At 37.0% G+C, this 19,918-nt stretch carries 18 protein-coding genes, 1 tRNA gene and 1 pseudogene; 2 read left to right on the forward strand and 18 right to left on the reverse strand.

Annotated features, from left to right (window positions below; translation table 11 throughout):
• Positions 1 to 9: 9 nt before the first annotated feature.
• Together CBF35_RS02960 and CBF35_RS02965 are read right to left on the reverse strand one after the other, a co-directional pair.
• Entirely contained in the window at positions 10 to 1,155 is a 1,146-nt protein-coding gene (locus tag CBF35_RS02960; protein WP_126778439.1) for a cysteine desulfurase family protein, read from the reverse strand.
• Positions 1,156 to 1,328: 173 nt separating this feature from the next.
• On the reverse strand, positions 1,329 to 3,059 hold the full coding sequence (locus CBF35_RS02965) for a septation ring formation regulator EzrA (RefSeq protein WP_126778441.1): 1,731 nt from the start codon (positions 3,057 to 3,059) through the stop codon (positions 1,329 to 1,331).
• Between the two features lie 484 nt (positions 3,060 to 3,543).
• Between CBF35_RS02965 and CBF35_RS02970 the strand changes: the two genes are divergently transcribed.
• The gene (locus CBF35_RS02970; protein WP_126778443.1) at positions 3,544 to 4,899 is read left to right on the forward strand and encodes an aspartate kinase; all 1,356 of its coding nucleotides are present in this window, start codon (positions 3,544 to 3,546) and stop codon (positions 4,897 to 4,899) included.
• A 126-nt stretch (positions 4,900 to 5,025) separates the two neighbouring features.
• Here CBF35_RS02970 and CBF35_RS02975 read toward each other — a convergent pair whose 3' ends face one another.
• From CBF35_RS02975 to CBF35_RS02985, 3 genes are read right to left on the reverse strand one after another with little or no spacing between them, the layout of a single operon-like run.
• Positions 5,026 to 5,526, reverse strand: a complete 501-nt coding sequence (locus CBF35_RS02975; protein WP_126778445.1) for a pyrophosphohydrolase domain-containing protein — start codon at positions 5,524 to 5,526, stop codon at positions 5,026 to 5,028.
• Positions 5,527 to 6,378, reverse strand: a complete 852-nt coding sequence (locus CBF35_RS02980; RefSeq protein WP_126778447.1) for a Cof-type HAD-IIB family hydrolase — start codon at positions 6,376 to 6,378, stop codon at positions 5,527 to 5,529.
• Positions 6,379 to 6,389: 11 nt separating this feature from the next.
• Complete coding sequence (locus tag CBF35_RS02985) at positions 6,390 to 7,223, reverse strand: DUF72 domain-containing protein (protein ID WP_126778448.1); 834 nt, start codon at positions 7,221 to 7,223, stop codon at positions 6,390 to 6,392.
• Positions 7,224 to 7,347: 124 nt separating this feature from the next.
• Here CBF35_RS02985 and CBF35_RS02990 point away from each other — a divergent pair, with 124 nt between their 5' ends.
• Positions 7,348 to 8,322: an asparaginase gene (locus CBF35_RS02990; RefSeq protein ID WP_126778450.1), complete on the forward strand. Its 975-nt coding sequence runs from the start codon at positions 7,348 to 7,350 to the stop codon at positions 8,320 to 8,322.
• Between the two features lie 35 nt (positions 8,323 to 8,357).
• Here CBF35_RS02990 and CBF35_RS02995 read toward each other — a convergent pair whose 3' ends face one another.
• The 13 genes and pseudogenes from CBF35_RS02995 to CBF35_RS03055 all read right to left on the reverse strand — a co-directional run bounded on the left by CBF35_RS02995 (position 8,358) and on the right by CBF35_RS03055 (position 19,918).
• Entirely contained in the window at positions 8,358 to 8,831 is a 474-nt protein-coding gene (locus tag CBF35_RS02995; RefSeq protein WP_211345286.1) for an ASCH domain-containing protein, read from the reverse strand.
• Complete coding sequence (gene thrC / locus CBF35_RS03000) at positions 8,832 to 10,313, reverse strand: threonine synthase (RefSeq protein WP_126778452.1); 1,482 nt, start codon at positions 10,311 to 10,313, stop codon at positions 8,832 to 8,834.
• Between the two features lie 158 nt (positions 10,314 to 10,471).
• Positions 10,472 to 11,275 (reverse strand): rhamnulose-1-phosphate aldolase, encoded by an 804-nt coding sequence (gene rhaD / locus CBF35_RS03005; protein ID WP_126778454.1) that lies wholly within the window; start codon positions 11,273 to 11,275, stop codon positions 10,472 to 10,474.
• A complete protein-coding gene (locus tag CBF35_RS03010; protein WP_126778455.1) occupies positions 11,268 to 11,501 on the reverse strand; it encodes a hypothetical protein in 234 nt (77 codons plus the stop codon). Before CBF35_RS03010 ends, rhaD begins: the two co-directional genes overlap by 8 nt.
• On the reverse strand, positions 11,491 to 12,843 hold the full coding sequence (locus CBF35_RS03015; RefSeq protein ID WP_126778457.1) for a PTS galactitol transporter subunit IIC: 1,353 nt from the start codon (positions 12,841 to 12,843) through the stop codon (positions 11,491 to 11,493). The genes CBF35_RS03010 and CBF35_RS03015 overlap by 11 nt, the downstream gene beginning before the upstream one ends.
• A gap of 10 nt (positions 12,844 to 12,853) precedes the next feature.
• Positions 12,854 to 13,132, reverse strand: a complete 279-nt coding sequence (locus CBF35_RS03020) for a PTS sugar transporter subunit IIB (RefSeq protein WP_126778459.1) — start codon at positions 13,130 to 13,132, stop codon at positions 12,854 to 12,856.
• Between the two features lie 23 nt (positions 13,133 to 13,155).
• Positions 13,156 to 13,605: a PTS sugar transporter subunit IIA gene (locus CBF35_RS03025; RefSeq protein WP_126778461.1), complete on the reverse strand. Its 450-nt coding sequence runs from the start codon at positions 13,603 to 13,605 to the stop codon at positions 13,156 to 13,158.
• A 160-nt stretch (positions 13,606 to 13,765) separates the two neighbouring features.
• The gene (locus CBF35_RS03030) at positions 13,766 to 14,626 is read right to left on the reverse strand and encodes a PRD domain-containing protein (protein WP_126778463.1); all 861 of its coding nucleotides are present in this window, start codon (positions 14,624 to 14,626) and stop codon (positions 13,766 to 13,768) included.
• Positions 14,627 to 14,832: 206 nt separating this feature from the next.
• Positions 14,833 to 14,910: pseudogene (locus tag CBF35_RS15095) on the reverse strand (SEC-C metal-binding domain-containing protein); the annotation flags it as partial.
• A gap of 712 nt (positions 14,911 to 15,622) precedes the next feature.
• Entirely contained in the window at positions 15,623 to 16,786 is a 1,164-nt protein-coding gene (locus CBF35_RS03040; protein ID WP_126778465.1) for a hypothetical protein, read from the reverse strand.
• A 276-nt stretch (positions 16,787 to 17,062) separates the two neighbouring features.
• A tRNA-Leu gene (locus CBF35_RS03045) sits at positions 17,063 to 17,145 on the reverse strand.
• Between the two features lie 64 nt (positions 17,146 to 17,209).
• Positions 17,210 to 17,716: a SprT family protein gene (locus CBF35_RS03050; protein ID WP_126778466.1), complete on the reverse strand. Its 507-nt coding sequence runs from the start codon at positions 17,714 to 17,716 to the stop codon at positions 17,210 to 17,212.
• A 9-nt stretch (positions 17,717 to 17,725) separates the two neighbouring features.
• Positions 17,726 to 19,918 (reverse strand): Tex family protein, encoded by a 2,193-nt coding sequence (locus tag CBF35_RS03055; protein ID WP_126778468.1) that lies wholly within the window; start codon positions 19,916 to 19,918, stop codon positions 17,726 to 17,728.

A 19,918-nucleotide genomic window follows, 5' to 3' on the forward strand; every position in this document is an offset into this window, starting at 1 on the left:
TTCCTCTACTTAATTAATTTTTGAAAATTGTTGATACAGCTGATTGAACACAATCATGAATTGTTCGGCTTCGACCATTGTCGACTCATGATTTAAACTTAAGCGAACTGCCGTTGTGGCAATCGGATCTGCTACTCCCATTGAATGCAAGGTGCTACCAGCCACTTTACTGCGACTAGAACAAGCACTAGTAGTCGAAATAATAATATCTTTTTGTTCAAAGGCATGGACTAAAACTTCGCCTTTGACACCTTTAACACCGAAACAAACAATATGTGGAGCATAGTCTTCACTACTATCACAAAACAGACTGACCTTCTCATATTTGTTTAAAGAATCAATTAAATACTCTTTAATGTTTTGTTCACGCTTATTTTTTAATTCTTGGTCTTCTAAGTGTAATCTGACAGCCCGTGACATCGCTACGATGCCAGGAACATTTTCTGTGCCGCTCCGTTGATTTTTTTCCTGACCGCCACCACTGATCAATTCAGCAATTTTGCGACCTTTGCGCCAAAAAATAAAGCCGACACCTTTAGGACCATGAAACTTATGAGCAGAGAAGGTGGCGAAGTCAACACGAGAGGTTAACCATCGAGGACTTGGTACTTTCCCTAAAGCTTGGACCCCGTCAACATGGAAATGAATCGTTGGGTACTCAGCGAGGACCTGACTGATTTCTGCAATTGGTTGAATTGTCCCGACTTCATTATTAACTGCCATCACCGACACTAAAATTGTTTCCGGTCTAATTAATTTAGCTAATTCCTCAACAATGACAAATCCCTTTTGATCGACTGGAGCGTAACTAAGTTCAAATCCTAATTGTTCTAACTGTCTAGCCGCATTTGTGACGGCACTATGTTCAACAGCCGAGACAATTAAATGATTGCCAAACTGGCGTTTCTCAATCGCTGTGCCTTTAATGATCCAGTTGTTCCCTTCCGTGCCGCCACTTGTGTAATAAATTTCTGTTGGCAGTACATCTAAGCCTTCGGCAATTTGCTTTCTCGTTTGGTCTAACAGTCGCGTTCCTTGTGTTCCTAAATGGTGTAAGCTTGAAGGATTACCGTAAACTCGTTCACTTGTTCTAACATAAGTATCTAAGACACTTTTATTTATTTTAGTTGTGGCACTATTATCAAAATAAATCATTGCTTTCCTCCTTGAATTTAACATAACCGCTGTTGCTTTACTTGTTAAAAAGTCTTTCCTATTATAAACGTAAACGACGTTAATATCAATCTAAGCTCCTTTATAATTAGCTCTCAAAAAGAAAACCCCAAAAGCAACAGATTAACTCTGGCTTAAGGGGTAGTAACGTCTAATTAAAATTCGGCCATGCGATCTCTATTATTAAAGTAGAAAGATTCGATTCGCTTAAAGGCTCCTGGCTCAGTTCGTTCTAATGCCGAACCAATTTCATCAAGGGCATCTTGATAACGATGTTCTTTAGTAAAAAGATATAACGTTTTATCGATGGCTTCACTAACACCACCATGACTATGACGGTAACGGTTAGAGTATTGTAACATTTGCTCTGTTAAAGCCGCACTATCGATTAATTCATTGGTTTTTTCTTCAAGAATCTCAATGTCTTTACTACAGTACTCAACTAATTTATTGATGCGTTCCATATCAATTCTAATTTTGTTCAGTTCTTTACTTAACTCTTCAATCCGATCAGTTGCTACGAAAAAGAATTCTAAGTATTCCGGTGGAACACCTGGTAAGCGTTGTTTATCAACATAGCGTTTCATGTTCCGTAAACTAAACTCAAATTCATCAATTTTTTTCTGTGCGACTTTTTCACCTTTACGAAGGGTTTTAAGTGAACCATTTATTTCGATTTGTTGGTTTTCAATATCATCTAAAATCCGATACGTATCTTTTAGTTCTTCTTCTACTTTTGAAAAGACTGCAACTTTGTTTTTTAAATTCTCTTCAATGGTCGTGAAACTTTTACCTAATTCTTCTAATCTTGTTTGGAAGCCTCTAGCACGACCTAATTCATTATGATTTAAAGCATAACTTTGTGACGTATGGTCCAATTCAATTAAAAGTTGACGATTATTTTTAAAGGCATGTCCAATATAATCTCTAGTTGTTTTCATGTTAGCTTTAACATAAGACTGAGCTTTCATTTCAATTTCCATGACATCATATAATTTATCAATGCGATTACTAATATCAGCATTGTTTTCTTGGACAACCGCGACTTCACATTTTTCTAAGTAAGCTAAGTTTTTCTTGATTTTGGAATTAACTTTGACAATGTCTTTTTTGATCTCATCTTCTGGAAATTTAAATTGTTGCTCAACTAATTTTTTATGACCACTAATAATTTCTTGCATCTGCTCTGGGAACATCTTATCTAATTCTTCGAATAAAGGCGGAATATTAACAATCGTTGCTTCTAAAGCGTAAGTGCGACCTTCTGCTTGTTCTAAGACTGAACGAGCTTCCATAGGATCACCCGCAGTATTTAAAGCAACAAACTGGGTAAATTCATTTTCAATGCTTTGAACTTGTTTTTGAATTTCATCAATGGCTGGTCCAAATTGTTTTGGTTCTTGTTTAGCTAAAGCGCTAATTTCTTCATATTTATCTAAGGCTTCTTGGACAGCTAGTGAATTCCGTTCTTCACTTTCACGAAGTTCTTTCAAGCCTGTTCGAATGTACTCAACTTCATTTTCCATCTCGTCCATTGTTTCATAAGCTTCTTCAATGGCACTTTTAACTTTCATAAAGCGGAAGGTCTCATTTAAGTTCTCAACTTCAAAGATGCGACTTTCTAACTCAGCAAATGACGCTGTTGAAATGTCTGTCCACTTTTGATTCCAATCACGAAAAGTGTTTTGACTTTGACCGACTAAATGCATTTTTTTTACTTCTTCAACTTCTTCTATGACGGGCAAATCGAATAGGTCAATCTTTCGTTTTTCTAATTCATCCAAACGTTCTTCATTTCTGCGTTTCATTAAAATTGCAATTAAATATAGTAAGGCAGCTACAACAAAAACTGCTAAAAATATCCAAAGCATTGTATTTGGTTTCATTAAATTTCCTCCGTCTTTTCTTTCAATTATCATCATAACTTTTCTCTTTAAGCAAACATCTAGTCTACAACGCTTACTTTTAAAACACAAGAAAAGTAATTTTTTATAGTTTATTTTCTATTAATCTGGTTTTGCACCTGCATTAAATTATAACATATGATAGCTTGTCATTCACTAACAATTTATAGTTTTCCACTTAGGCCCTTCTTAACAGGCTGATTTACTAAATAAAAAAGCCCATAAAAATGGCGTTTACTTTTGATATTATACATGGTATTTCTAATTAATACTAGCCTATCTTTTAAATTAGTTAGGGAATAAAAAGATATTTTTAAGTCTCTACTATATAAAAGAAAGGAAAATTATTGAGACAAAGTTACCAAAGAGACTTTTTATTACTTATTGATATTGATTTTAGCAGTCTTATTAGGTATTCTGGTAGATAAACACTGTTTAAATCGGGAAATTGAAGGAGTTGTCGGATATGAAAGTCGTTAAATTTGGCGGAAGTTCACTCGCCTCAAGTACACAGTTAAATAAAGTCGTTTCAATTATTAAGTCTGATTCAACGAGAAAAATAATTGTCGTTTCTGCCCCAGGTAAAAGACAAGCTGACGATCAAAAAGTCACTGATTTATTGATTGAGTATGCGGAGCTTTACTTAGCAGGTGATGACTACCAGAAAGTTCAAGACGCAATCATCACTCGTTATGAATTGATTGCTAATGAATTAGCCTTACCCCAACAAATCATCCAAGAAATTGCCCAATCCTTCAAAAATTTAACCTTGTCCAATCGCAAGGACCAAGACAAGCGTCGTGTTCTTGATCGCTTTAAAGCTAGCGGTGAAGACAATAGCGCGAAATTAGTCGCTGCTTTTCTCCAATTGAAAGGTCTTGATGCTAATTACCTTAATCCTCAAGAAGCGGGCTTAATCGTCACTGACGAACCTGGAAATGCCTTAATTCTCGATAGTTCTTTTCCTAAAATTATGGAGCTTCGTGATCGGGGAGATATTATCGTTGTTCCTGGCTTTTTCGGTTACACTGAAGCTGGCGAAATTTGTACTTTTTCTCGTGGTGGCTCTGACGTCTCAGGTTCTATTTTAGCAGCTGGTGTTCAAGCAGACCTCTATGAAAACTTCACTGATGTTGATGCCATTTATGTGGCTGATCCCCGGGTGATTAAGGAACCACATAAAATCAAAGAATTAACCTTTAGAGAAATGCGGGAACTAAGCTACTCTGGCTTTGGAGTTTTCCATGATGAAGCACTGATTCCAGCCTTTCGAGCTGGCATTGAAGTCGTTATCAAAAACACCAACAACCCTGATGCCCCTGGCACTAAAATATTATTAGATCGAGAAATAGGCGATCAAGGAGTTATCGGCATCGCAGCCGATTCTGGCTTTGCCTTAATTTACTTAAGCAAGTACTTAATGAATAGAGAAGTTGGATTTGGTCGAAAAGTCCTGGCTATTATTGAAGACGAAGGCTTAAACTACGAGCACATGCCTTCTGGGATTGACGACATTTCAGTTATTCTACGAGAGGAACAAATCACAGCTGCTGTTGAGGACCGACTCATCCATCGTTTTCAAGAGGAACTTCAGGTCGATGAAATCCATGTTAAACACAACTTATCAATGTTAGCAATCGTCGGTGAAGGGATGAAAAGCAACATCGGAACGGCTGCCAAAAGTACCTCAGCTCTAGCCCAAGCCGGAGTCAACTTAGAAATGATTAACCAAGGCTCTTCCGAAGTTAGTATCCTTTTTGGCATTAAAACGTGTCATGAAACAAAAGCAATTGAAGCTCTTTACCATTCCTTCTTCAAATAAAAAGCAAAGCCTCTGAGAGGCTTTGCTTTTTATTTATTATCTGGAACTCTATCAAGGACTTGATATTTCAACTCTTTTTCCTTATTTGTAAAGCAGCCCAAAATCACAAGTCCTTGAAAATAGACTTCATTTCAACTGTTTTTTGATTGCTTCCCGGATTTTTTCTTCAGGTGCAAAATCTTTTTCCCAATTATCAGGCTTCATGACTTTACCAGTTTTTGGATGATAATGAGGTTGCCCATCAGGAAACAATTTACCCATATTCGCTTGATGAACAATTGAAAACAACTCACTTGGATCCACTCCCATTTGTACAAAGGAGCCGTAAGTGAAATACAGTAAATCGATAAGAGCATCCGCTTGCTCAACTAACGGATCGGTCACTTTTTGATGCTTCTTCTCGATTTTAACTTTGGCTTCATCAATGCTTGTTTGAAATTCACTAACTAAATTAGTAAACAACTGCTGATCATTATTTGCTGCTGCATATAAAAATTCAACTAATTCTTCTCCCTTAAACATTGTTCGAAATAGGGCTTGCTGAGCAGTAAAAACTTTCCCGCCTTGATGATCAACAGGATCAAAGGCCTGATGGAATTCTTTTACTTGATTATAAGGTGTTAGCATTTAGTCACTTTCTTTCTTGAGTAGTTTTAATTGCCTTAAGGCATAGTCAATGCCATCTTCAGTATTACTTTTGGTGATATAATCAGCTAACTCTTTAATTTCTGCCATGGCATTTCCCATAGCAACTCCAATGCCAACATCTCTCAACATTTCTTCATCATTCCAACTGTCCCCAAAAGCTACTGTCTCTTTCAATGTAAAATCAAAAAGGCTTCCCGCTTTTTCAATTCCCACACTTTTAGAACTGTCTTTAAGAATAATATCCACGGTGTAAGGATTGGAACGAGTGAACTTACATTCTGGAAAGAGTTTTTCCAAAGCCCCTTGCTCTTTTAAAGGGCTAATCATGACACACTGATAAATTGGTTTCTTTAAAACTGCTAATTGACGATAACGTTTATTTTTACTTTTTTGGGGAAAGGTCTTTGCTATTTTCATAATAAGTCGTTTCAAAGGGCCTTTTGGTAAAAATTTTTGGAGTCGTTTAGCGCTGGCTTTTTGACCAAACATCATGACTGAACTGCCAGCCATTTCATCGGCAGCGCCAAATAAGATATGGCGATTGTTAGTCTCACAAAAGATAATTAGTTGTTCCACTGTCTCCCTAGGGAACGCATTCGCATAAAGGACTTCTTTGTCAGTATAAACGTACTGACCGTTGTATGTGACATACACATCAAATGTCAGTTGATCAATTTGTTCCGCTAAGCGAAAAGGTCCTCTGCCAGTGGCAATACCGCAAATAATTCCTTGTTTTTTCAATTCTGCAATTGCCCTTCTCGTTGAGTCAAGGGCCTTCGCTTTACTTGTCACTAAGGTCCCATCAATATCAAAAAATGCCGCTTTAATCATGTGACTCCCTCCTAAAATAAATCCATTTGCTCTGGATTCAACCCTTCATAGTTAATCCCTAAGAACTCTTTTAATGTTAAGGCATTAGCTGCTGCATCGCCACCAGAATTATTGTTAAAGATGATTGTCACTAGGGGACAGTCTTTTTCAATTTGTTGGAGGGCGTTAGCTAACTCAGTTAACTCTTCTTCATTGTAACGGTAGAGTGTTCGTTTCTTTCGCCAATCATCACCTTTTGCGGTCCAGCCTGCTTGGTAACGGCCATGACAACGGAAGATTACTTGTTGTTTATTGGTCACGATTGGATAGAAAGGGATTGATTTCCCTGGTAACTGAGGCTCATCCACGACCATTAAAATAAACTCTTGCTCTTTCATAAAAGCTAATGTTCCTTGTAAGAAATCAGCCTCATACCAACTAGGATGTCTAAATTCGATAACGACTGGTAAATCGCTAAAGATTTTTCGTAATCGTTTTAAATGTAAGATTGCTTCTGCTGTACAATTAAAGGATGCTGGAAATTGTAATAAAATCCCTCTTAATTTTTGACTAGTAATCAGCGGTTCCAGCATGGCAAAATAGCGCTCGTACATTTCTTTTTCTGTTGGGTAATGATCTTGCCAAGGGCTATGAGTTGTCATTGATTGATGGCCTTTCAGAATAAACCCAAAGTCTTTTGGGGTTTCACTGACCCACTTAGCAGTTGTTTGCGGCGTTGGAATTCCATAAAAAGGCGTATCAATTTCAACGACTGGCAATTTTGAACTGTACTCTGCTAAAGTAATTTTATTTTTATTTAATAAACTTGGATGCTCGGACCATGTAGTTAAGCCGATTTCTATCATCACCTTCACCTCTCACTTCTATTTTACACAATCTTAATTTGTTTAGCAAAAACGAGCGATTGTTTGACACTTTTGTTATAATAAGCAAGCATGAAGAAATTATTCACGGAAAGTGGTGACGACAATGAAAAATATCCTAGTTCTACATACAGGAGGAACAATTGCCATGTCTGAAGATAGCCAAACAGGCGGTGTCTCTACAGATCATAGTAATCCTCTTTTAGATTTCACCTTAGACATTAAGACTGACGTTAATTTGATTGTTGAAGACTTTTTATTTATCCCTTCTCCTCATATTACACCGGAACATATGCTTTTACTAAAAAACCGAATTTTACTTGGGATCGCTGCTGGTATCGATGGTGTCGTTATCACCCACGGAACTGACACACTTGAAGAAACAGCTTACTTTTTAGATATTACTGTCGGTGATCAACTGCCAATCGTTTTAACTGGTGCCATGCGCTCTAGTAATGAAGTCGGTTCTGACGGTCTCTATAATTACTTATCGGCTATTCGGGTGGCAGCTAGCAATGATGCCCTAGGTAAAGGCACACTTGTTGTGATGAACGATGAAATTCATACTGCTCGTTACGTTACTAAAACTCACACGACAAATGTGGCAACCTTCAGAACACCGACCTTTGGACCAGTGGGACTAATTAATAAACATCAAGTGAGTTTCTATCAACAACTAATCACTTCTCATACTTTAGATGTGACTTCTGTCAGCGGCCGTATTCCGATTGTTAAGTCATACGCTGGCATGGGCTCTAGTATTCTCGACTTACTGTCAGCCAATCAAATTGATGGCTTAGTCATTGAAGCCTTAGGTGCTGGTAATTTACCACCTTTGACAATTCCTGCCATCGATAATTTAATTGCTGAAGGTGTCCCGATCGTTTTAGTCTCTCGTTGCTTTAACGGCATTGCTGAAGGAGTCTACGATTACGAAGGTGGGGGCATGCAACTAGAAGACAAAGGTGTGCTTTTCTGTAATGGCCTTAACAGCCAAAAAGCTCGCATTAAATTATTAGTTGCTTTAAATGCCAACTTAGCTCAAACTGAATTAGCAGAGTTTATGGTTGAACAAGTCTAAAAAAAGAAAGTCCTAGTTTTTAGGACTTTCTTTTTTTATTGAAAGATAACTTTGAACTCTTCATAGACAATTAGCATCTCTGGCTTAAAAGTTAAGGTCGACCCTTGAAATTCTCTTTCCCAAAACTCTTGATGGACTGTTTGCCAGTAGGCTAAGGTTCGATCGCCTTCCCCTTCTTTAAAAGCCTGAATCTCACTGACTTGATTAAAAGGTGAAATTTCAACGCTCGTTGTTTGAATCAGACAGACTGGCTGTCCTTGACCGTTTAAAATAATGCTCAAATCAGTGACTTGAGGCAGTGGCTCATCGCCATCTTCATAAGCTTGATAAGCACTTGATGTTCCTGTCTTCTGACCGGATAAAACTAAGGCTAATAACTCCTCTGCCATGACAGGACTATCACCGAAGGCCCATGCTTGATAACTTGTCTTTTGCCAGTCTAAGTTTTCCTCTTGGCAATATCTTTGCCAAAAAGCTTTAATTTCAGTTGTGAGTTGAATGCTAAACACCTACTTTAATTTTAATAGTGACTCTACTGCCCGTTGCATATCCGCTGTTTCGACAACTAAGTCATGGCGAATGTCAGCCCCTCTCACTTCTGTCACAGCAGCAGGTATCGGAACTTGTGATAATAGCTGAAGTTGATCAACTAATTGAAAATCATCTTCTAGCTCTTGAGACTCTTGACTTAGACTGTTTACAACTGCTTGAGGAAATTTATAAGGACTGGCTGTTGAAACAACGACTGTTACGCCGGCTAATCCTTGTTCCTCTTTGACTGCATCTGCGACTGCCGTATGAGGATCGATCACGTAGCTACTTTCATTAAAAACTTTTTCAATTCTTTGACTAACAACTTCTTCTGACGCATAACCAGCGACAAAAGTAGCGAGCTTGGCTTGCATCTTAGGGGTAATCTCATAGACGCCTTTAGTATCTAACTGATTCATTAAGCCTTGGCAAGCTTGGCTGTCATTGCCAGTTACATGGAAGATTAAACGTTCTAAGTTACTCGAGACTAAGATATCCATCGAAGGCGAGCTCGTTAATTTAAATTCACGGTTGCGATCATAAATACCTTTATTAAAGAAATCTGTTAACACATTATTTTCGTTAGAAGCACAAATCAATTTCTTTATCGGTACCCCCATCTCTTTAGCGTAGTAACCAGCTAAAATATTTCCAAAGTTCCCTGTCGGTACTGAAAAGTTAATTGCCTCGCCGGCTTTGATTCTCCCTAGGCCAACTAGTTGCGCATAAGCATAGACGTAATAAACGATTTGCGGAATTAAGCGACCAATATTAATTGAATTGGCTGATGAGAATTGTTTTTGGTTCTCTTTTAATTGTTGGTTAAGCAAGGAATTATTAAACATCTCTTTAACTTTTGTTTGGGCATCATCAAAGTTACCAGTAATCCCCACTACTGAGGTGTTTTGGCCTTTTTGGGTTAACATTTGTTGTTCTTGAATGCCACTGACACCATTTTTAGGATAAAAAACGATAATCTTAGTGCCAGGGACATCGGCAAAGCCAGCCATAGCAGCTTTACCAGTATCACCAGATGTCGCTGTTAAAATGACTATTTCATCTTCTAAATTATTTTTCTTAGCAGCTGTCACCATTAAATGAGGTAACAACGCTAAAGCCAAATCTTTAAAAGCAATCGTGCTACCATGAAATAACTCTAAGTAATAATCTTCCCCAACTTTTTTCAAGGGGGCAATACTAGGATGAGTGAACTTTTCATCATAGGCTTGCTTAATACACGCCTTCAGTTCCCCTTCACTAAAATCCGTTAAAAATTCTTTCATTACGATGTAGGCAACTTCTTGGTAACTCATTTGACTCATTGCTTTAAAATCAAAAGCCAAGCTTGGTAGCTCAGTTGGAACAAACAATCCCCCATCGACTGATAACCCTTGAAGAATGGCTTGAGACGCACTGACTCGTTGGCTACTGTCGCGAGTGCTTTGGTAAATTAATGTCATAATTAGTGACTCCTTTTTCTTATATAATAATGATAATATTATACCATTTTTTAATGGACTTTTAAGAATGAAATTGAAATATTACAAAAAAGTCTTCTTTTTGATACAAAAATAACTCTAAGTCTTATCACTTAGAGTTATCATTATTGATTTAAAAATTATTTTAAATAACCAGCTTTTGGCGTTAAGTCAAATGCTTCACAGACAGCCCATAGCTCAGGATCAGTAATACCTGTTGTTAAAGGTTTTTGATAAGTCATCATATAGATTTTAGCTGCTTTGTTAACTGTTTCGATTAACCCTAAGGCATCTTCTAAACTGCTACCTGATGCTAAGATACCATGATGAGCCCAAATAACAATGCGGCAATCTAACATTTTTTTAGCTGTCGCCACCCCAATGTCTTCATTGCCACAAACCATCCATGGCAACACGCCGATCCCATCTGGAAAAACAACGACACACTCTGTAATAATCCCCCATAATGTTCTCGTTAATTTTTGTTCATCTAATTCATGGACAAAGGTCATTGCCGAAATTTCTGTGGCGTGATTATGAACAATCACCCGATGAGTAGGGTCTACTGAGACTCTGGCACTATGAGATAATAAGTGCATATAAATTTCACTAGTTGGTCGATTATTATCCGCAAAGCCCCAAACGATTTCATAACCGTCGGCGGTTACTTTAACAACCCCAGTGCAGTGAATTAAGTCATTTCGCAACACTCGGAAATTACTCCCAGAAGCCGTGATTAAGATGTATTTACCGACTAAATTAGTCGGTATGTTAGCTAAGCTAACTTTTTGACTAGCCTGACTTGACTCAAGTTGACTGATTTGTTCTTCTGACAAAATGATACTAACATTACCGCCATTTTTTTCATCCCAACCCATTGACCACATCGTGTAAGTTAAATCTGCTAACTCTTTAATAATCTCGCTTTCAATAAATTTACTCATTAATATTTCCCCTTTTCTTCAATATACTTTGTCTTTTAGCTGCGATGTTTAAATCATAGTTTTTAAACAATAGCTCATAACTTTGCTTTTTAGCAATTAAACTTAAGCCTAAACCGAGGACTGCTAGTAACGGTTGCTTTAAGGCAAAACTAGCAAGTAATAAGATCACAGCTAGGAGTATTACACTAATCCAATACCCTTTTTTTAATAATTGATTATTTTTCATTTAAAGCCATCTCGCTATTGTATTTCATCCGGCTCTTATACAACCAAACGAATAAGCCAAACCACAACACTAGTAGAATGATACTAATAATACTTCCAGAAAATGCAGTCGCTGTTAAGTAACGGAAATCTGGGCCTTCAAACGTACTCCATGACAACATTTTTCCTGCTTCAACTGTGGCTGCCCCTGTTTCATTGGCTAAGCGCGTAATATATGGTGCAAAGAATGTTGCCCCATATAAGAATAATGGTGCCGATACAATGCCATGGAAGATCATCCGCCCTAAGTTAGCATTGGTTAATAGTAATGCTCCCACAACGAATGATAAGTTAATAATTCCTGCGAAAGGTAAGACAATGTTCCCTGGTAAAATGATTGCCATAATTAACAACACTGGGATTGTGATAATTACTGCTACCCATAGTTCGTTACGACCAGCTAAAATGGGCCAGTCTAAGCCAATGTAAACTTCTTTGCCTGAAAACTTCTTACGCATAAATTCTGAAATCGCATCTGAAATCGGTGACAATGCTTGCGAAAACAATTTAGAAATCATTGGGAATAAAGTCATCGCTGTTGCAGCTTGGACACCTAGAGACAAGGCGCCGGCAATCCCGTAATCTGAAGCTAAACCTAATAAGAAACCAATAATCGCTCCCATAACGGAGTTTTCACCAAAAATTCCAATTTTTTCTTTTAATGAATCAGCATCCATTGGTTTGCTGAAGAAGGGAATCTTTTTCAGTAACTCATCAATTGGGTGTAAGATTACTGTGATTAAAACAACAAAGTGAGGAACTGTCACGCCTGGGATACCTGTTAAACGTTCAATTTCTGGCGCAAACATATCGCCTAATAGTAACTCTAAAACGATTTGAATTGAGGCTGCCACAAATCCCCATAAGACGCTTTTAGTAATGTAAGAAACCATGACTGCTGTAAAGATTTTATTCCAAACGTTCCACATATCGACATTTAACGTCTTGGTTTTATTGAAAATTAACATCAAAACATTAATTCCAATCGTTAAGGGGAATAGTAAGAACGCATATGGCCAAGCCCAAGAAATAGCTGCCATACCTGGCCAACCACCATCAATAGCTGACAAAGTGATTCCCGTATTTTCAGCTAAACTAGCTGCGGCATCGCCCATCGACCCCATCATATAACCAATCAGTAAATTCATTCCTGAGAAAGCAATCCCTAAAGTTAAAGCTGAAACAAAAGCTTCACTAAATTTCATCTTCATCGCTAAACCAATAATTAACATTAACAGTGGCACAAAAACTGCTGCTCCAAGATCATTTAAGACAAAATTTACAACTGTTTGTAGTGTTTCCATCTAAGTCACCTTACCCTTCTATTAAATCAATGATTTTTTGTAACTCTTCCTCTTGACCCATCCCTGTTAAAAAGGCAATCCCATTAAAAACTGGAATCCCAAAATCTTCTTTACTCTTAACAATTGAGACATAACCGTCGGCCCCTTTAACATGGTGTTTTAAAGATTTAATATCAACTGCTTCAATTTTACAATTAATGTTCTTTTCCTTTAATAACCGTTCCAACTTAGATGCGACTGTTTGCGATGTTGCAACTCCTGATCCACATGCGACAATAATTTTTTTCATAATAATATTCCTCCTATTAGTTTTTAGTATTTAGTAAATAATTCAATTATTTCATCTGTTGTTGCAGCTTTTTGATAGGCTTTGACAAATTCTGGATTAGCAAAAATGTCCATCAGAGCTGACAATAAACCTACTTGTTTTTTCGGGTCTTTGATACCTAAGACAAAGACATCACTTGTTTCAACCTCAACATCATCCGTTCCCATTTGCATAAAAGTTAACGGGTTCCCTAACCGATTAATAGCAATAAACGGTTCTTTAATGTGGATCACATCTGTGTGAGGAATAGCTATGTTAATACCAGCTAGTGCTAGACCCGTTGGAAATTCTTTTTCTCTTTGTTGAATTGCTGCTAAAAAACTTTCTTCGACAAAGTCTTTAGCCACTAACTCAGTTGCTTTTTGAGTGAAAAAGTCATCGACACTCGTTGCTTGAACTGCCAAATTGATTAATTCTAGTTTAAATAGTTTCATAATATCCGCTTCCAATAGTATTTCCTCCGATATGTTCCGTCATTTATTTGTTAAAACGATGGTCATTTTTAGTTGAGCTCTTTGATATTTAATAGTTCCGCTTTCTTTCTGTTAATAAAAAATAACCTACGCCGGCAGTCCTCTGACTGTCATGCATAGGTTAGGCCTCCTGAAAGTTACCCCCTTCGTCTATTAATCTTGTAATATGTAATAATAAATAAAATTCCTCTTCAATCCCATAACTCATATCATATTCTCGTTTTAACATCTCATTTATCTCAGTCACGATTTTACTACCAATCGGAAACATTGAACTACTCATTTTATAGAGTTCTGACACATTTGCTTTGACTTTGGTGACTTTCTTTTCCATACTGCGAATAATAAAGTATCTAACATGAACGATGAATCGTGCATACTGGATTGCTTCTTTATCGATGGGGTCAACCACCGAGCTATCAATGAGTTGAGTGACATCATTAAGAATATTACTTAATTTAACGACTTCACTAAACTCCCCTGTTTCTTGTAACCCATTAACAAAATGTAAGGTGAAAAAAATTACTTCAGATTTTTGTAAAGCTAGTTGGTACTCCTCATTCAAATAGTTAACTGCCCATTTAGCCGCTTCGTATTCTTTCGGGTAAATATATTTCATTTCATATTGAAAGGGTGAAGGAATGACAATATTTTCTTTGTTTCTTTCTAGCGTGAATTGAATGTGGCTAGCTAATGCAATAATAAAGGAAGGACTCATTTCATCCTCTATGAAAAACTGACTTTTAGTTGCCACATCCTCAGCCATTAATACAAGATCTTCATTGACATCTTTTAGTAACTCGACAATTTTGTGCTCTTGGGGACTAGAGTCAAAGTGAAAAACTTTAGATATTTGCTGCTCATTAACACTATCGCCCTTTTTTTTGCCAAAGCCAACTCCTTTACCAATTAGAATAACTTCCCTTGCGTCATTATCTACTGCAAGTACCGCATTTTGATTAAATGATTGGATAATTTCCATAACTTAATCTTCACCTCCTAAGAATAAAAAAATAACCAAGAAACTTGTTAGCAACAAGTTTCTTGGTTATGCCTGATTTAACAGTAACACCCATTTGAAATGAAAGCGTATTAAATATCTAACTTTTATTATACTGACTTTTAAATATAATGCAAGTTATTTTTAAATAAAAAAGCTAAAGCTGATAGTCCTAGTCATTCTAGTCACTATTTACCATGACATTTTTTATATTTTTTACCACTACCACAAGGACATGGTTCATTACGCCCAACTACTTTTTCAACTTGCTTAACTTCTTGGACAACTGGTTTTGAGGCCACTCGTTGGTTAATCTCATTACCCATGGCAAAGCGATTAAACTGAGCAATTTCTCCAGCTGAATAAGTCGGTGCTTTCATTGATTTCTTAGTTTTTGTTGCTTGAACTGGCTTTTTCTTTGTTTCAACAATGCTTGCTTCCTCTGTATTAGAAAAATCTAAGCTTTCTAATTTACGGACTAGCGTATCTGCATTACTAATTTTCTTTTCATTTTTTAAAAAAGTAAAATAGTTTGTTAAAATTAGTAAAAGGTCTTGTTTTAACGTAGGGTAAGCCGCTAACTCTCGTGGGAAAACATTGACTAAAATATTTTCCAAAGATCCAGCTGTCCATTCACGACCAGCTCTTAACTCTTCACGATACATCCACTCTGAAAAAGCAGCCGTCACAGTTTCAACTTGCGTTTGCACATCCTTTGGTAATTCTGTAAATAATTGATCCAATTCAAATGCTGCAAACCATTCTTGAGCTTGACTAGTTACATTTTCCATTTTCTTTTCAGAAAAAACTTTCTGAGCCATTGAAACACCCTCCATATATTAATCTTGTTCATTTCTAACCTTATTAATTATAGCCGATATGCGGTCTACTTTCAAATTCTTTTCATGATTAATGAAAAAAAAGAAAAATAGAGGCTTAGACATTTGTCTTTCGCCTCTAAAAAGATCTTCAAAATATTTATTTCATTAAATCAGCTAGTTCTTTATATTGTTTTTCACTTAAAATACCTTTATATGTTTCCAATAGCATTTCTTTGTCTTCTTTACTTAAAGCACCTAAACCAGCTTTGATTTCTTCTTTAAATTCTGCGAAATCTTCTTCTGAGAATAACTCTTCCTCTAATAAATCGACTTGACCTTCTGGGTTCATCGAAAGGACTAATTTTTCTAATTCTGGCATTGTTACGACTTCAGCTTTTTTAGGCAAAGTAACTTTTTTATCATTTTTAGTGTTTTTACCATTGAACGAAACTTTGATACTCTTAAACCCATCAGCTTCTCCTGCTGCTGGCGCTAAAGTAAACATTAATTTATAGCTATTATCTTTAACGTTAATTGCTGTTTTAACCGAAAACTCTTCAAGTTCTTTGAAAACTTCTTGAGCATCAAGTTCTTCTTCAGCCACATAGTCTTTAAATTTATCATTTGATTTAGCGACTTTTTGAGATAAATTCATTAAATCAATGATTTCTTTTTTGTTAAACGTGTGAGTGATTGTGTCGTCTTTTTTAACAAATGATTTTTTATCTAAACTTTTCAGATAAGTCATCGCTTCTTTTGCGTAAGCTTTTGAATATTCTTCAGTGTTTTTCAGTTCTTTTTTATAAGCTTTTGTATCAAAATCAATCGCTTCTTCTTGTAAGTCAGTGATATCAATATATTTGTCTTTAATACTTGCAAAACTTTCTACCGAAGGTAAACCAGGGGTACCAAAAGTACTAGCAATTTCAACGACTGATGAAATCGTGTTAGTTGACACATACATTTTAACGTCGTCTTTCAAACTACCCATCATTTCGAAAGGAACTTCCATTCCCATTAAGTCTAAACTCATCTTCATGCTAAAGTTTTCTTTTTCCTTAGCATCCATTTGAACATCACCTTTTAAAGTAATATTTTTCAATTGGGACATCACCATCCCCATCATTGGGTTGGCTTCTTCTTCACCGCTTAGATCCATTTCTAAATCTGCGATTTTCATTTCGAAACTACTTGCGTTAAACTTATTCCCTTGTTGTTCTTCAATGTATTTAGCAAATTGATCACGAGGATTTGCTGCACATCCTACAAACAAGACAACTAAACTCATCATTACGGTAACTATACTTAACTTCTTTTTCATTACATCCTCCATTTGAGCAAAAAAACAGCTCAGTTATTATACTTATACTTCAAAATAGCATAATAACTGACTAAAAGTCAATGGTACTATAGTCCTATTGCTGTTTAAAAAACATTCTTTTTGTGAAATAACAGTACTAAAGTCCTTCACAAGTCTTAAATTCCTCTTGAACATTTTAAATTAAATAACAGCATTAATATAGTGATCCTTAAAGCTTTATTTCAACAAAAAAAGAATTCTGACATTTTCAGAATTCTTTCACTAATCGAAGCTTGATGCGAGAAACGGGATTTGAACCCGCACGAGATTGCTCTCACAGCCCCCTCAAGGCTGCGTGTCTGCCATTCCACCACTCTCGCAATATTTAAAGCGACTGACTTTTCTTGAAGACCGACTGTTAAGAGGTGGCTTTATGACAACTAATTATAGCTGTTTTAAGGGGCCACCACAGCGGCAACTATACTTTCTTGTATTCACTCGTCTTTTCCGTAAAATTAAATTATGACATTTGGCACATTCGTATTCATGATAATTTTCTGGTTTTTGCTCTTCTAAAGGTTTCACGAAACGACTACCACCTGTTTGTTTGAGCAAATTCTTGAAATCAGCATCTCGATGTTGATAACCAAGACCAGCTAGATGTAAGTGATAATGGCATAATTCATGTTTAATGACGTTAACTAATTCAACTAAGCCGTAACGTTCAAAGACACGGGGATTAAAATCTAAGTGATGACTGTTTAAATGATAACGGCCTCCTGTCGTCCGTAAACGATTGTTAAAAAAGGCCTGATGTTTAAAGGCTTTGCCAAAGTCATTGAGGGAGATTGTCTCTACCAATGACTGCAACTCCTGATCTGTTAATTCATTCGGATTATCAAGTAAGCTTTGATAATCCGTTTCATCTTCAACTACTTGGCTTAAAACCATCACAGCCTTCTATCCTTTCTCTGCCACAGGGCCACGCATGTTTAAAGCGATTCGACCTTTGTGTAAATCAACTTCGTCAACCCAAACTGTGACCACATCACCGACAGCTACTACGTCTGTTGGATGTTTGACAAACTTATTACTTAATTTTGAAATATGGACCATGCCATCTTGTTTCACACCAATATCGACAAAGGCACCAAAATCAACGACATTGCGGACAGTTCCTTGTAACTCCATCCCTGGTTTTAAATCTCCCATACTTAGGACGTCTTGTCGTAACAAAGGAGCTGGCATTTCATCCCGTAAATCACGTCCTGGTTGAATTAACGCTGAGATAATATCTGTTAATGTTGCTTGACCAACTGCTGCTGCTTCCGCCAATTTGATTTGATCAAGTTGCTCTAAAGAGGCTTTACTTGGTGCAGTTCCTAATTCTTTAGTGGCTATTCCGGCGATTTCAATCACTTTCTTCGCAACACTGTAACTTTCTGGGTGAATTCCCGTATTATCTAAAATGTTTTTACTTTCAGGAATACGTAGAAATCCTACAGCTTGCTCGTAAGCTTTTGGTCCTAATCGGGGAACTTTCTTTAATTGGGGGCGACTTGTGAAGGCCCCATTTTCCTCACGATATGTCACAATATTCTGAGCGGTTGTTTTATTTAAGCCAGAGACATGTTGTAATAAAGCTGGGCTAGCTGTGTTAACCGTGACACCAACTTGGTTAACCGCTGTTTCCACGACAAAATCTAATTGCTCAGCTAACATTTTTTGTGAAACATCATGTTGGTATTGACCAACACCAACTGCTTTAGGATCAATTTTAACGAGTTCTGCTAATGGGTCTTGTAAACGACGGGCGATGCTAACTGCACTACGTTCTTCAACTTGTAGCTCAGGAAACTCGTGACGGGCAATATCGCTAGCGGAATAAACTGAAGCCCCAGCTTCGCTAACAATGACATAATAGACCGTTCGTTTGATTTCTCTCAGTAACTCAGAGACAAAAAGTTCAGACTCCCGACTAGCTGTGCCATTACCAATTGCCACCATTTCAACTTGATGCTTTTCAATTAATGCTAAAAATTCTTTAGCTGCTTGGGCTTTTTTAGCTTCCCCAGCAGGTTTGTGAGGATAAATCACTTGAATCCCTAGGACTTTTCCTGTTGGGTCAACAATTGCTAGTTTACAACCTGTTCGGTAGGCCGGGTCAAAGCCTAAGACGACTTTGCCTTTTAAAGGCGATTGCAACAATAAGTTACGTAAATTTTCGCCAAAAATATTAATTGCTTGTTCGTCAGCTTTTTCAGAAAGTTCGTTGCGAATATCTCTTTCAATTCCCGGTCCAATAAAGCGTTTATAACTGTCTCTAAATGCTTCGGCAACATACTCAGCCGTGACTGATTGCTCATGATTGCCAATTGTGTGGCGGTACAAGTATTGCATAATTTTTGTTTCATCAACGGTAATGCCGACTTTTAAAACGTCTTCTTTTTCCCCCCGGTTAGTTGCTAAAATCCGGTGAGAAACAATTTTATTTAAGGCTTCACTGTATTCATAATACATTTCAAAGACTGCTTTTTCGTCTTTAGCTTTATTTTTAACAGTACTTTCTAACTGACCGTTTTTAAAGGTGAAGTCACGAATCCATGTCCGATACTTAGGCTCATCACCAACTGCTTCGGCAATGATTTCATGAGCCCCAGCTAGAACTTCTTCAACTGTAGCAACTGCTAATTCTTCGTTGAGATACTTCCCAGCTTCCAAGGCCACATCGCCCTTAGTCGGGAAAGTCAGTAACCAGTCGGCAAAAGGTTCTAAGCCTTTTTCCTTCGCAATAGTTGCTTTTGTCCGGCGTTTTTGTTTATAAGGTCGGTACAAATCTTCAACTTGTTGCATTTTAGTTGCCCCTTTAATCTCTTGGGCTAGCTCTGGCGTTAATTTCCCTTGTTCTTCAATAATTCTTAAGACTTCTTCTTTACGTTTTTCGATATTTTGTAAATAATGATGCCGTTCTTCGATTTCCCGAATTTGAACTTCATCTAAGCTTTCAGTCATTTCTTTCCGGTAACGGGCGATAAAAGGCACTGTATTGCCTTCTTCAAGTAATCCGAGAACGGTCTTTAATTGGCTCGGCTTATAGGCTACTAGCTCTTGTTGTAATAATTTCATAATGTGTTGGTTCAATAATTCATTCAT

It is taken from the genome of Vagococcus salmoninarum (assembly GCF_003987495.1).
GTDB classification, from domain to species: domain Bacteria; phylum Bacillota; class Bacilli; order Lactobacillales; family Vagococcaceae; genus Vagococcus_D; species Vagococcus_D salmoninarum.

Coding starts and splice junctions, on each gene's coding strand:
- CBF35_RS02960 (WP_126778439.1), bottom strand. CDS start 1,155: ATGATTTATTTTGATAATAGTGCCACAACTAAAATAAATAAAAGTGTC.
- CBF35_RS02965 (WP_126778441.1), bottom strand. CDS start 3,059: ATGAAACCAAATACAATGCTTTGGATATTTTTAGCAGTTTTTGTTGTA.
- CBF35_RS02970 (WP_126778443.1), top strand. CDS start 3,544: ATGAAAGTCGTTAAATTTGGCGGAAGTTCACTCGCCTCAAGTACACAG.
- CBF35_RS02975 (WP_126778445.1), bottom strand. CDS start 5,526: ATGCTAACACCTTATAATCAAGTAAAAGAATTCCATCAGGCCTTTGAT.
- CBF35_RS02980 (WP_126778447.1), bottom strand. CDS start 6,378: ATGATTAAAGCGGCATTTTTTGATATTGATGGGACCTTAGTGACAAGT.
- CBF35_RS02985 (WP_126778448.1), bottom strand. CDS start 7,223: ATGATAGAAATCGGCTTAACTACATGGTCCGAGCATCCAAGTTTATTA.
- CBF35_RS02990 (WP_126778450.1), top strand. CDS start 7,348: ATGAAAAATATCCTAGTTCTACATACAGGAGGAACAATTGCCATGTCT.
- thrC (WP_126778452.1), bottom strand. CDS start 10,313: ATGACATTAATTTACCAAAGCACTCGCGACAGTAGCCAACGAGTCAGT.
- rhaD (WP_126778454.1), bottom strand. CDS start 11,275: ATGAGTAAATTTATTGAAAGCGAGATTATTAAAGAGTTAGCAGATTTA.
- CBF35_RS03010 (WP_126778455.1), bottom strand. CDS start 11,501: ATGAAAAATAATCAATTATTAAAAAAAGGGTATTGGATTAGTGTAATA.
- CBF35_RS03015 (WP_126778457.1), bottom strand. CDS start 12,843: ATGGAAACACTACAAACAGTTGTAAATTTTGTCTTAAATGATCTTGGA.
- CBF35_RS03020 (WP_126778459.1), bottom strand. CDS start 13,132: ATGAAAAAAATTATTGTCGCATGTGGATCAGGAGTTGCAACATCGCAA.
- CBF35_RS03025 (WP_126778461.1), bottom strand. CDS start 13,605: ATGAAACTATTTAAACTAGAATTAATCAATTTGGCAGTTCAAGCAACG.
- CBF35_RS03030 (WP_126778463.1), bottom strand. CDS start 14,626: ATGGAAATTATCCAATCATTTAATCAAAATGCGGTACTTGCAGTAGAT.
- CBF35_RS03040 (WP_126778465.1), bottom strand. CDS start 16,786: ATGAAAAAGAAGTTAAGTATAGTTACCGTAATGATGAGTTTAGTTGTC.
- CBF35_RS03050 (WP_126778466.1), bottom strand. CDS start 17,716: ATGGTTTTAAGCCAAGTAGTTGAAGATGAAACGGATTATCAAAGCTTA.
- CBF35_RS03055 (WP_126778468.1), bottom strand. CDS start 19,918: ATGAATGAATTATTGAACCAACACATTATGAAATTATTACAACAAGAG.